We start from the raw sequence: 12,004 nt of genomic DNA, 5'->3' as shown, positions 1-12,004 counted from the left end.
CACACAGTAGCCAAACAGTTGCCGCCCCTAGAGTGGTAACTACCTTCCTCAAAGGTGCGAGTGATGAACCAGAGCCCAGCCCATTGGCTGGGCTCTAGTTTTTAATTACCGGCGGATAGTTCGGGCCGGCGATTCCAATCTAGGTACGATGCCCGGCACTTGCGGCAGGTAGAACTACACCGAGGCCGCCGCGTTGCGCGCAGCATCGGGAGAAAACGAAACACCTTCGGCGTGCGCAGCTAACATCCAGAACAATTTTTCAGGAAGCCGCTGCAAAATTTTCATACTTATTTCGTCCTAAAGTTGATCCGCGAATATGCTCCCCTCTTTCTGACCAGTAAATTTCACTCTGTTCAAAGTAAGCGCAAATTATTATCCGGCGGCACCGCACGTACTTGGCAACAAAATGCTTCATATTTAAACCGAGCCACTCCCCCAAAACCGCCCAATGCCGGGCTCAGGCCTGAGCAAGCCATAGATTGCTCACGCAATAAACTCCATGCCGGTTTGCGCAAGCAGAAAAGAGCTGGGCATACTGTGACTGCAATCACAAGCAGTACGCCGTTGACGCGTGGCGGGAGAGTCCCGCCCAAGCCAAGGGCGGGCGCCGTAGGAGCAATTCCTCCCCGGGAAACTCTCAGGCACCCGTACCGCCACGACGAGGCGAATCTGGAAAGCAGTATGGACTAGTCCATACTCACCGACGGAGCAACTCTCTGACCCCTCACCGGGTCGAGGCGAAAACTCTCAGGTCTTCAAACAGATTGGGGAGGAACTAAGAACCGTGCCGCACCGTTCGCACCCGATTCGAAAGTCCTCCCTTTGGCAAACTATCTCCGCGTTCGCTTCGGGCGGTCCCTGGCTGGACCTCGCCCGCTACGTTGCGGCGCAGAGAAATTTGTCCCGGAGTCTGACGGTTCGAGTGCGAACGTAGATCTGCCACAACGTGACGAAACCATTAGTGATTCGCCATGGCACCTCATCGAAGCACCTCACCACTCCTGGAAGGCAGCAGCATGAGCGATACCAGCTCTTCGCCCAAACTCGAACGCGGGCTCTCAAATCGTCATATCCAACTCATCGCAATCGGCGGTGCCATTGGCACCGGATTGTTCATGGGCTCGGGTAAAACCATTTCGGTTGCCGGGCCATCTGTCATCTTCGTTTACATGGTTATCGGCTTCATGCTGTTCTTCGTCATGCGTGCCATGGGCGAACTGCTGCTTTCGAACCTGAACTACAAGACTTTCGCGGACTTCGCAGGTGACCTGCTCGGCCCGTGGGCCGCGTTCTTTACCGGCTGGACCTACTGGTTCTGTTGGGTAGTCACCGGCATCGCAGATGTGGTGGCCATCGCGCACTACGTCGCTTTCTGGTGGGGGAACCTTCCGCTCTGGATCCCGGCACTCGCATGTATCGCGTTGTTGCTGGTACTGAATCTGGCCACGGTGAAGGCCTTCGGCGAAACCGAGTTCTGGTTCTCCATGATCAAGATCGTGGCCATCTGCGCGCTGATTGTTGTTGGCCTGGTCATGGTCATCACCAGCTTCGGGCACAACGGTGCTACCGCGTCCTTCAACAATCTCTGGACCGACGGCGGAATGTTCCCGACCGGCTTCATGGGCTTTGTTGCAGGTTTCCAGATTGCAGTATTCGCATTCGTGGGAATTGAGTTGGTAGGCACCACCGCTGCCGAAACAAAGGACCCCGAGAAGACCCTCCCCAAGGCCATCAACTCCATTCCTATCCGCATTCTGATCTTCTATGTGGGTGCGCTCATCATCCTCATGGCGGTTCAGCCATGGCGCTTGTTCTCCGCCGGAGAATCCCCCTTCGTGGGCATGTTCGCCTTGGCCGGGCTGGCCGGTGCGGCGGGCATTATCAATTTCGTGGTGCTCACCAGCGCGACGTCCAGCGCGAACTCGGGCATCTACTCGACCTCCCGCATGATCCGCGGCTTGGCCCTTGAGGGCGATGCGCCGAAGGCCTTCGCCCAATTGTCCGAAAACAAGGTGCCGCGCAACGCGCTGATGTTCTCCTGCATGTTCCTGCTGGCCGGAGTGGTGCTGCTCTACAGCGGCGATTCGGTGATGGTAGCTTTCACCCTGGTCACCACCGTAGCGGCCCTTTGCTTCATGTTTGTTTGGTCGATCATCTTGGTCAGTTACCTCGTGTACCGCAAGCGCCGTCCGCACCTGCATGCGCAGAGCAAGTTCAAGATGCCCGGTGGCACCTTCATGCCCTATGTGGTGCTGGCCTTCTTCGGATTCATCCTCTGGGCGTTGACCACGCAGAGCGATACGCTGTCGGCACTGCTAATCACCCCGCTGTGGTTCATCGGTCTGGCTATCGGATACCGCGTGGTGCGCAGCAAGCCGGGGCACGTTGCACTTCGTGCCGCGCATGTGGCAAAGGTCGCGGTGGAGAAGGAAGATGCCGGGGCCTTCCGCATCCACGGCCCGGCTGCGACCGAAGCGGTCGGCGAATCCGAGAAACAAGCCGTGTCCATAGATTAACTGAGATCGGCGCCGCACCCCACTTGGTGTGCGGCGCCTACCCTCGGTCCGCCCTGCAACAGCCCCGCTAGGCGGTTTAAGGTACTTAGAGCTCCAGATCCTCGATGAGGAACTGCGCACCGAGCTCGCCGATCAGAATCGCCGGCGCATTGGTGTTGCCGGTAGTAATTTTCGGCATGATCGACGCATCGATCACCCGCAATCCGCTCAGCCCGTTGAGCTTGAGCCGGGGGTCAACCACGGCCTGGTCATCGCTGCCCATCCGGCAAGTACCCACCTGATGATGGTAGGTGACCACGTTATTGCGAATGTAAGTTTCAAGCTCCGCATCACTTTGCACTGTGGGACCTGGGTAAACCTCCACTGCGCCCCAGACCTCGGCGAGTGCCCGCTGCTTCACAATATCCCGGCACTGCTTGATGGAGAACAAGAAGGACTTCATATCCTGCGGATCGTCTAGGGCATTTAAGTCTATGGTTACCGGGTCATCGAGATTCGGCCCGCTCAGCGTCACCGCGCCTCGGCTTGCAGGCGTGACGATCCCCGAATGCAGGGTAAACGCGGTTCCTTCGATCATGTCCATCCCCGGGGAGTACATGGGAACCGAGAAGAAAATCGGCTGGGTGTCCGGCACTTCGAGTTCCGCGCGCGACTTGGCGAACAGATGACTCTGCGACACCGAGACCCCGGTCCGTGGCGGGTCAATATCTCGGGTAGTGGTTTGGGCAATGACCGGTGCAAGCAGATGATCGTGCAGGTTCTTTCCCACCTGCGGCGATTCCAGCACCGGTCTCACTCCTACCGCTTCAAGCTCTTCACCCGGGCCGATACCCGAACGCAGCAGGATCTGCGGAGAACCGAGAGCCCCTGCACTCAGTACCACCTCATCTGCCAGAAGTTCTTTGAGCTCGCCATCTTGCTGGTATCGAAGGCCAACGGCAGCACCGTCCCGGACTATTACCGAGTGCACCTCGGCGTTGGTGATGATCTCCAGCTGCTCGCGCACCGGTTTCAGGTACGCCTTCCAGGTATTGATCCGTTCCCCGTCTACGATATTGACCTGCTCTTTGGAGACACCTTCGAGGCTTTCCCCGTTGTAGTCGGGATTGAATTTAACCCCCGACTGCACGGCAGCGTCGACAATCGACTGCTGGATCGGGTCCAATTCGTAGTCGTTGACTACCGGGAGCAAGCCGTCTGTGCCGTGAAATTCACTGGGGCCTTCGGAGTAGTTTTCAATGGACTTATAGATGGGCAGGACATTGCGCCAAGACCACCGTTCCCCGGATTCTTCGGCCCAACCGTCAAAGTCCTGCGGCGCGCAGCGCACCCAGATGGTCGCGTTGAGTGCGTGGGATCCGCCCAGCACCTTCCCGCGCGGTAGGTGCATTGGCTTTTTTGCGGCGCCTTGCATGGGAGCCGTGTGGTAATCCCAGTCGTCTGGGCTGTACCACAGTTCGCCCAAGCGGGACAGGTCATGAATCGCAGGGTTGGTGTCTTCTCCCCCGGCTTCAAACAGCGTCACCTTGGCGCCGGCGTCCACCAACCGACGAGCGACTACGGATCCTGCAGAACCTGCTCCAACCACGATGACGGATTTACTGTTCATGAGCTCTCCTAATTGAGACGTAGCACCGATTTTCGGTGATCAGAATCACTCGCGAGCGCTACTTTCTTCCAGTCTGCGTCGCGGTCCTGCCAGGTTCTTGTCATCGCGTGCAACGACCTTGTCTTTGCGTGCGAAGCCTGAGCCTGAGCCTTGGAGTCATTCGGTGAGATCTAGTTTTGGCACCGGACGGGTAAATCCACGGGTGAGCACCGCCAGATAAACCAACCCGATCAGGAGCCAGAGCACCCCGATCAACAAGGTGCGGCCGGTCAGGCTCGTCCACAACCAGATGGTCAGCGCAAACCCCAAGGCCGGGACCAGCAGGTGGTGGAAGAATTCGATGCCCCGACGTTGTCCTTCCCCAACGAAGTAATGTCCAATGACCGCGAGGTTCACCATGGAGAAGGCGACCAGCGCCCCGAAGCTCACCATTTCGGCTAGTACTTCCAACGAGATCAACGCGGAAGACAGCGAAATGACGGAAACCAGAATGATCGCCGGCACCGGGGTACTGAATCTGGCGCTGAGCTTCCCGAAGAACTTGCGTGGAAGGACCCCGTCCCGACCCATCGCATAGAGGATGCGCGCCACCGAACCTTGGGATACCAGCGCCGAACCGGTTGCGCCAGCCACATAGGCGGCGGTGAAGAACACCGCGAGCACACTGCCTCCCACATGCAGCATGACATCCACGGCCGCCGAATCGACGTTGCCGAAATCGTTGCTTGGCATCGCCACATGGCCGGTGAAAGAAACAACTATGAACAGCGCACCGCATAGCAAGGTGGTGATCATGATGGCCGTCGGTAGCGTCTTGCGCGGATTGCGGGTCTCCTCCGCAAAGGTTGAGATGGCATCAAAGCCGAGGAAGGACAGGCAGAGGATTGCGGCGCCCGCCATGACCGGAGCGAAACCGGGGGCCGAACCGTCGCCGGCGAATGGCGCCAGCATGTCCACTTCGCCGGCACCGAACGCCACGGAAAACCCAAGTGCTAGGAACACCATGATAAAGATTGCTTGCACGGCGATAATCACTATGTTGGTCCGTGCAATGGAGACCACTCCGATCACGTTGAGGACCGTAACCAACGCAATGGCGGCCACGACAAAAACCGTTGCGGGTATCCCCGGGATCGCCTCATGCAGGTAGATGCCGATCACCAGATAATTGATCATCGGCAAAAACAGGTAATCCAGAAGTAGCGCCCATCCGCTGACGAATCCAACTCCCGCGCCAAAGGTACGCTGCGTGTAGGTATAGGCCGAACCGGCCACCGGGAAGGCGCGGGACATCAGGCCATAGGAGCGCGCGGTGAACAGCATGGCGGCCAGCGTGATTAGATATGCCAGCGGCAACCGGCCGCCGGTAATTTGGGTGACGATGCCATAGGTGGTGAATACGGTCAGCGGAACCATGTAGACCAGACCGAAAAGCACCAGCTGCGGCAGCCGCAGGACTCGTTTCAGCTCCCCGGGGCCCTGCCCTGCTTCGTTGCCGACTTGCGAAGAAGTGGAGCGCATGAGGCTACACCCGCCCGCTGGCGGCGCTGCATTGACGATACATTTCTTCCCCCGCAAGCCAGGTGCCAAGCACCGGCAACCCGCGCAGCTCGACGGCGTCCAGCAGGCGTGGATCGCGTTCCAACCAGACCATATCCGCGCTGCATCCCACCTCGAGAACACCCCATGGCATTTCCAGCCGGTCGGCAGCCGCCTGATAGGCCACCCCCGCGGTATAGGCGCCAAGCGCCGCTTCAATATCCAAGATTTCCTCCGGCATCCAGCCACCGACCGGATGCTGTTCTTCAGTCATCCGGCTGATCGCGATGGAAATCCCCTCCAGGGGGTTGGCCGAAGAACATGGCCAATCCGAGCCGAAAGCGAGTTTTGCTCCGGAATCATGCAGCGTACGCATCCGGTACTGGTTGACGCTGCGCTCTGCGCCTAGCCGTGGCACCGTGAGCACTTTCATCAGCGGGTCCAGTTGCGCCCACAAAGGTTGCATGACCGCGATGACGCCCAGCTGGGCAAAGCGTTCCAGGTCGCTCTCCTTGGCCAACTGCACATGCGCTATGGCCGGGCGGACGTGCTGGCGACCGGTCAGCTTCACCGCACCTTCGATAGCGTCCAGGGCCATGCGCACCGCGGCGTCACCGATCGCGTGGATGTGTGGCTGGAAGCCCTGCTCCACCACAGCGGCTACGGCCTCGGCCAGCGGTTCCGGTTCCCAAACCGAGAGCCCGTGATTGTGCAGCGAGCCGCAGTAGGGTTCCAGCAGTGCGCCGGTTTCGTTTTCCACCACCCCGTCGGCGAAGAATTTGATGCTCTGCGCGCTCAGCAGCCGGTGGTTGAACGCTGCGACCGACTCCCGGGCTTGCAGCAGCGCCGGCAGCGAGTCGAGGAAATCGCGCGGGTCGGCAAGCAGCGCCAAATTGTATCTGTTGCGCAGAAGTCCGCGGCGGGCTGCTTCGAAGTAGACCTCGACATCCGCAGGTTCCACCCAGGCATCCTGCACCCAGGTCACGCCGAGCCTGGCGTACTTTTCGCTGGCTCGGCCCAAGGCCTCGACACGGTCTTCGAAGTCATAGCCGGGGTTGACGCTCTTGAGCAGGTCTACTGCGCCCCACTCACGCAGGATTCCGACCGGCGTCCCGTCGGGGTTTCGCGGGATTTCACCGAGCTCAGGTTCGGCGGTGGACGCGTCGATGCCGGCAAGTTCCAGAGCCTTCGAATTGCACCAGACGGTGTGATAGTCCCAAGCGCGGAGAACTACCGGTCGATCCGCGACAGCTTCATCCAGCCATTCGGCGCGGAAGAGTCCGCCTTCGGCGAGCGAGCCATCGTAGGAGGCGCCGAGGATCCATTGCTTCTGAGGATGAGCCGCGGCGTAGTCGCGGACTCGACGAACTATTGCTTCAATGGAGTGCTCACCGGCAATTGCCGGGCCGGCGTCTTCCAGACCGCCAAAGATCGGATGAGCATGGCCTTCGCCGAAGCCCGGCATCAAGAAGCCACCTTGCAGGTCAACGACCGTGCCCGTGTCAGGGCCACCGAGGTCATTTCCAACGGCGGCGATCACCCCGTCCTCGACGAGCAGCGAGGTGGCAGGTTCGGTGCCTTCACCCCGCCAGATGGTGCCGTTCACGAACAAGGTGGTGCGCCGTGGTGCAGACATGCTTCTCCCAAACCGATGAGCCGAAAGTTAGAGACTCACATTTAAACGAACGTGATTCACATCTCATACTGTACGGAGTGGCCACAGGCGACTCAAGAGGTTTGCGAGAAAGAAATTTTGCCGTGATTCCGCGCTGCGCCGCTGGAGCTTAGCGGCGGATTCGAGCGGAGCGCAACTCGTCGATACGCACCAGCACCACTCCCAGCACGATCAGCAGTCCGCCAAAAAGCTGGATCGATCCGGGCAGCTCGGAGAGCAAGAGCCAGGCCCAGAGCACCGCGAAGAGCACCTCGGTCAAGGAAATGAAGGAGGCTACCTTGGAGCCCAGAGCACGGGCGGCCATCACTCCGGTGGTGTACGAGAACACCGTGGCTATCAAGATCAATCCCAGCAGGGCAACCCACCACGGAACCTGCATCCCGGCGAAGGAACCACTGCCAAATTCGGCACGCATCGGCAGGATCCCGAACAAGCCCACCAGTGCCAGCGAGAGCGCACCGACGAGCATGCCCCCGGCCGACAGGATAATCGGCGGCAACGCACCGTCAACGCGGGCGCTGACAAAGAAATACACGGTCAAGCCGACCGCAGCCCCGAGCCCCCACAAAATTCCAATCGGGTCCAAGGCAGAGGCTCCGTTCAAGTCCAGCACCGCAACCAAACCGGCGAGAGCGAGCAAGGTGCCGCCGATCGTCGCGACCGAAGGGCGCTTCTTATGACGCATCCAGAGCACCAGCACAATCAGCACCGGCGCCAAGTATTCAAGGAGCAGTGCCACACCCACATCGAGGCGTTCAACCGCCAGGAAATAGCACAGCTGGCAGGCGCCGACCCCGAAGAACCCGAACAGCAGGATCGAAACCCAGTTGGTGCGCAGCAAGGTCCAGCGCCCGCGCATCGCCAGAAGCGCAGGAATTGCGAGCACCAAAGCGGCGCCGGCCATGCGCACCGCCACCGCGGCTGCCGGGGTCCAACCGGCCTCGAACAGCCCCTTGGCGAATGAGCCGGACAGGCCGAAAGCGGCCGAAGAAGCCAACGCAATCCAAATTCCCGCCAGCTGTCCGTGAGCGCGGACTGAGCTCAGCGTTGACGGCGGAGAATTTGGTGACTTTTGGGGCTGTGACATGAGCTGGTAAGCCTTTGCTACGAATGCTCCCAAGCGACATGCGGTACAGGAACACGCAGGTGATTCAGGAGCAAAAGATTATATGATCATGACAATACGGATCCGCTTGAACTCGCGTCAATCCACGAACATCCCGGGAATGATTTATGACCTTTGCGCCAGATATTGAAGCGTCGCTGCACACCATCGTGAACTTGTTGAACACCGAGGTTTCGTTCGTCGACTTGCTTTCCACGGTGCCGGATTTGGATCAGTTCCTGCGCACCGAGAACTTCAGCGGCCCCCATGCCCAAGACCAGTCCGAGCTGCGTTCCATCCGCCAGCTTCGTGCCCAGCTCAAAGGCATCTGGACCACCGATGAGGATGACGCGGTGTTCAAAGTTAATCAAATACTGCGCAACGTCAACGCCCAGCCGCAGCTAATCAAGAACGAAAAATGGGGTTACCACCTGCACGCGACCACCACCAGAGCCCCGCTCTACGACCGCATGGCGGTGGACGCAGCCATGGCCTTGGCCGAGGTGATCCGCTCCGGCGGGCGCAAACGCTTGCGCATCTGCGCCTCCACCGACTGCGGCGCGGCCCTGCTTGACCTGTCGCGTAACCGCTCGAAAATGTATTGCGACACCGGCAACTGCGCCAACCGTGAGCATGTTCGCGCCTACCGGGCACGAAAAGCGAAAGACTGACACCTAAATAAGTCGCGTTATCCATCGCTTCGACCCTAAGATGATTGGATAACAGGAGCATCCTGTCCTCGCAGTCGAAAGGCCAGATCATGACCGGTGAAGCACACGCATCCGAAGAATATGAGGCACGCCTTGAAGCCAGCGCGGATTCCCCGCTGAAGGCAGCCGGCCGGTGGGCCGCAGCTATCGCCTCCGCAACGCTCGGCGACGCAGAATTTGAAGCGCGCGGAGCCGAGGTAGTCGTTCATTCCTTGAAAAACGATGCAATTCTGCTGCGCATGCAAACCTCCAACCTTGAAGAAGCCGAACGCTTGATCGTTCAGATTCGCAAGGATCTAGAGGAGTTGAGCACCGCTGAGTTCGTTGAAGAGTGGGGCCAAGGAAATACTGGAGGCGGAAAACACCTCTCGGAATAGGGTTGGCGCCTAGCGCTCGACCAGCACACCATCCGCGTCGGCGTACACCATGGCGCCGGGGCGGATGGTGACCGCGTCAATTTCGAGGCTCAGATCGCTGAAACCGCCACCGCGTTTCACGGTTTTGCGCGGGTTGCTCCCCAACGCCTTGATGCCAAGGTCCATCTTTGCCAGTTCAACGCGGTCCCGCACCGCACCGTTGATGATAACCCCGGCCCAGCCGTTATCCACCGCCGCTTGGGCGATCATGTCTCCCATAAGTGCGAAGCGCAGCGACCCGCCGCCGTCTACTACCAGCACCTGGCCTTCACCGGGGGTATTCAACGTGGATTTGATCAGCACATTGTCTTCAAAGCATTTGATCGTTTTTGCAGGGCCCGAGAAGCTTTCGCGGGCGCCGAACGACTGGAACTGCAGTGAAATCGACTGGATCTGCTCTCCGAATTCGTCGTAGAGATCCGCGGTGCTGATCGCTTCTTGCTGCATGGTTGCTCCTGGTCGGTGAGGGCTAGAGTCTGGTTCAACTCACAGCCTAACTCGCCGCAGAATTATTTCGACTTTAGTGTCTCGCGATATGAATCGGTGTGCAGCGCCCCCAAGCGCGAATGCTTACGGCCGTAGCTGAGGTACACGATAAAACCGACAATCATCCAAATACCAAAGACCGCCCAGGTGTTCGTGCCGAGGTTGAACATCAGGAACAAGCACGCGGCGATTCCGAGGATGGGGGTCACCGGGTAGAACGGCACCTTGAAGGTTCGTGGCGCGTCCGGTTGGGTCCGCCGCAGGAAGATGACCGCGACTCCCACCAGCGCGAACGCGAAGAGGGTTCCGATGCTGGTGGCTTCGGCCAGTTCACCCAACGGGATCAGCGAGGCGGTAAGTGCCACCGCGCTGCCGACGATGAGCGTACCGATCACCGGGGTGTGGGTCCTAGGGGAAACCTTGGCAAAGGCCTTCGGCACCAGTCCGTCGCGCCCCATGGTCAGCAGGATGCGGGTCTGCCCGTACAGGGTGGTTAGCACCACCGAGATGATCGCGACCACCGAGGCCAGAGCGAAGAGCAGCACCAGCCAGCGCTGCCCGGTCACCTCGGATACGATCATCACCAGTGCCGCTTGGGCGCCTTCAAACCACTGCCAGTTGCGTGCGCCTACCGCGGCCACCGCCACCAATACGTACACGGTGGTCACCAGAATCATGGAGATGATGATTGAGCGTGGCATATCGCGTTGCGGGTTCTTCGCTTCTTCACCGGCCGTGGATGCGGCGTCAAAGCCGATGTAGGAGAAGAACACCATCGAGGCGGCAGCGCTCACACCGGCTGCCCCCATAGGCAGCAGCGGAGCGAAGTTCCCCGCGTCGAAGGCGGTGAACGCGACGATGGAGAAGAACACCAGGATCGCGATCTTGACTATCACCATGGCGGTGTTGGCCAGGGCCGATTCACGGGCACCCCGTGCCAAGAGCAGGGTCGCTAGGATCACCGTGATCAGTGCAGGCAGGTTGATGACGCCGCCGTCTACCGGACCGCTGGCCAGCGACGCGGGCAGCTGCATGCCGAAGATTTCAAGCGTTTGGTTCACATAGGAACCAGCTCCTACGGCCACGGCGGCCGCGGATACCGCGTACTCAAGGATCAGGCACCAACCGCAGATCCATGCCACCCCTTCGCCCATAGTGGCGTAGGAATAGGAATAGCTGGAACCGGACACCGGGACCATGCCGGCCATTTCAGCGTAGGACACCGCCGAAAGCAGCGCTGTCACGCCGGCGAGCACGAACGCGATCCAGATGGCCGGACCGGCAACGGGTACCGAATCGCCAAGGATCACCAATATGCCGGTTCCCAGCGTGGCTCCGACGGAAATCATGGTCAGTTGCAGCACCCCGAAGCTGCGCTTGAGCTGTCCGAGACCGGCGTTAGTTGCGGCCTCGGTGGTCATAGAGTGGATTGATTTACGTCGAATCAGCTGCTCGCCCAGTGGGGTGCGGCTACTTCTCGACGTCTGCTTCGTGTTGTTCACGTGTCAATCCTTGAAAATGGCGTTCTTGTTCGGTGCGGTGCGCTGACCGCCAAGCTAACGACAACGCGCTGGGTCCGCCTTGACGGCGGGCCCAGCGCGTTGTCGACGCGATGTTTTAGTCTTCGAACTTTTTGTTCGGGTCGGCCGAGGAACGGTTCACACCCGTGCCCTTGCCCAGCTCGGAATCGTTTTCCTTGCCTGCCATGGTGAGCACCGAGATGATCAGCAAACTGGCGACAAAGGCCACTCCAAAGCAGACCAGTCCGATATCAAAACGAATCGGGTTCTGCGAGCCTCCGGTCGAGGAGATCATGCCGACCACTCCAGCAACGACAGCCAGCAACAGCGAGAAGCTCAGCGGGCCTTTAATTGAATGGCTCCACGGTTGCTTCTTCTGCGAGTTGTTTCCCACCAGGAACTCCGTTTCTACTTTTCCTGTTGACCTA

At 59.6% G+C, this 12,004-nt stretch carries 10 protein-coding genes and 1 riboswitch; of the genes, 3 read left to right on the top strand and 7 right to left on the bottom strand.

Translation table 11 applies throughout. The annotated features are described in order from the left end of the window. Nucleotides 1–565 precede the first annotated feature (565 nt). Nucleotides 566–663: riboswitch (glycine riboswitch) on the top strand. Nucleotides 664–1,016: 353 nt separating this feature from the next. Beyond that, on the top strand, nucleotides 1,017–2,516 hold the full coding sequence (cycA, locus tag CQ019_RS09135) for a D-serine/D-alanine/glycine transporter (RefSeq protein ID WP_105569523.1): 1,500 nt from the start codon (nucleotides 1,017–1,019) through the stop codon (nucleotides 2,514–2,516). 85 nt (nucleotides 2,517–2,601) lie between these two features. Here the strand turns inward: cycA and CQ019_RS09130 are convergent, their stop codons facing one another. The 4 genes from CQ019_RS09130 to CQ019_RS09115 form a co-directional block, all read right to left on the bottom strand. Then, nucleotides 2,602–4,125, bottom strand: a complete 1,524-nt coding sequence (locus tag CQ019_RS09130) for a GMC family oxidoreductase (RefSeq protein ID WP_105569522.1) — start codon at nucleotides 4,123–4,125, stop codon at nucleotides 2,602–2,604. A 156-nt stretch (nucleotides 4,126–4,281) separates the two neighbouring features. Next, nucleotides 4,282–5,646 (bottom strand): APC family permease, encoded by a 1,365-nt coding sequence (locus CQ019_RS09125; RefSeq protein WP_105569521.1) that lies wholly within the window; start codon nucleotides 5,644–5,646, stop codon nucleotides 4,282–4,284. 4 nt (nucleotides 5,647–5,650) lie between these two features. Then, on the bottom strand, nucleotides 5,651–7,300 hold the full coding sequence (locus tag CQ019_RS09120; protein WP_105569520.1) for an amidohydrolase: 1,650 nt from the start codon (nucleotides 7,298–7,300) through the stop codon (nucleotides 5,651–5,653). A gap of 148 nt (nucleotides 7,301–7,448) precedes the next feature. Then, nucleotides 7,449–8,426, bottom strand: a complete 978-nt coding sequence (locus tag CQ019_RS09115) for a DMT family transporter (RefSeq protein ID WP_105569519.1) — start codon at nucleotides 8,424–8,426, stop codon at nucleotides 7,449–7,451. A 146-nt stretch (nucleotides 8,427–8,572) separates the two neighbouring features. Between CQ019_RS09115 and CQ019_RS09110 the strand changes: the two genes are divergently transcribed. Both CQ019_RS09110 and CQ019_RS09105 read left to right on the top strand, forming a co-directional pair. Then, entirely contained in the window at nucleotides 8,573–9,115 is a 543-nt protein-coding gene (locus tag CQ019_RS09110; protein WP_105569518.1) for a CGNR zinc finger domain-containing protein, read from the top strand. A gap of 89 nt (nucleotides 9,116–9,204) precedes the next feature. Beyond that, nucleotides 9,205–9,531 (top strand): hypothetical protein, encoded by a 327-nt coding sequence (locus tag CQ019_RS09105; RefSeq protein WP_105552695.1) that lies wholly within the window; start codon nucleotides 9,205–9,207, stop codon nucleotides 9,529–9,531. A 9-nt stretch (nucleotides 9,532–9,540) separates the two neighbouring features. On the opposite strand, the gene rraA is transcribed toward CQ019_RS09105, so the two are convergent. The 3 genes from rraA to CQ019_RS09090 all read right to left on the bottom strand — a co-directional run bounded on the left by rraA (nucleotide 9,541) and on the right by CQ019_RS09090 (nucleotide 11,970). After that, a complete protein-coding gene (gene rraA, locus CQ019_RS09100) occupies nucleotides 9,541–10,017 on the bottom strand; it encodes a ribonuclease E activity regulator RraA (protein WP_105569517.1) in 477 nt (158 codons plus the stop codon). 62 nt (nucleotides 10,018–10,079) lie between these two features. After that, nucleotides 10,080–11,477: an amino acid permease gene (locus CQ019_RS09095; protein WP_105569516.1), complete on the bottom strand. Its 1,398-nt coding sequence runs from the start codon at nucleotides 11,475–11,477 to the stop codon at nucleotides 10,080–10,082. 196 nt (nucleotides 11,478–11,673) lie between these two features. Further along, on the bottom strand, nucleotides 11,674–11,970 hold the full coding sequence (locus CQ019_RS09090) for a hypothetical protein (protein WP_258133488.1): 297 nt from the start codon (nucleotides 11,968–11,970) through the stop codon (nucleotides 11,674–11,676). Between the last annotated feature and the right edge of the window lie 34 nt (nucleotides 11,971–12,004).

The sequence above is a fragment of the Arthrobacter sp. MYb229 genome (assembly GCF_002975405.1).
Taxonomy (GTDB): domain Bacteria; phylum Actinomycetota; class Actinomycetes; order Actinomycetales; family Micrococcaceae; genus Glutamicibacter.
This window is presented reverse-complemented; position numbering and strand designations above follow the sequence as displayed.

Bases quoted from the DNA above. Each gene is read 5' to 3' on its own strand.
- cycA (WP_105569523.1), top strand. From the start codon at position 1,017: ATGAGCGATACCAGCTCTTCGCCCAAACTCGAACGCGGGCTCTCAAAT.
- CQ019_RS09130 (WP_105569522.1), bottom strand. From the start codon at position 4,125: ATGAACAGTAAATCCGTCATCGTGGTTGGAGCAGGTTCTGCAGGATCC.
- CQ019_RS09125 (WP_105569521.1), bottom strand. From the start codon at position 5,646: ATGCGCTCCACTTCTTCGCAAGTCGGCAACGAAGCAGGGCAGGGCCCC.
- CQ019_RS09120 (WP_105569520.1), bottom strand. From the start codon at position 7,300: ATGTCTGCACCACGGCGCACCACCTTGTTCGTGAACGGCACCATCTGG.
- CQ019_RS09115 (WP_105569519.1), bottom strand. From the start codon at position 8,426: ATGTCACAGCCCCAAAAGTCACCAAATTCTCCGCCGTCAACGCTGAGC.
- CQ019_RS09110 (WP_105569518.1), top strand. From the start codon at position 8,573: ATGACCTTTGCGCCAGATATTGAAGCGTCGCTGCACACCATCGTGAAC.
- CQ019_RS09105 (WP_105552695.1), top strand. From the start codon at position 9,205: ATGACCGGTGAAGCACACGCATCCGAAGAATATGAGGCACGCCTTGAA.
- rraA (WP_105569517.1), bottom strand. From the start codon at position 10,017: ATGCAGCAAGAAGCGATCAGCACCGCGGATCTCTACGACGAATTCGGA.
- CQ019_RS09095 (WP_105569516.1), bottom strand. From the start codon at position 11,477: ATGACCACCGAGGCCGCAACTAACGCCGGTCTCGGACAGCTCAAGCGC.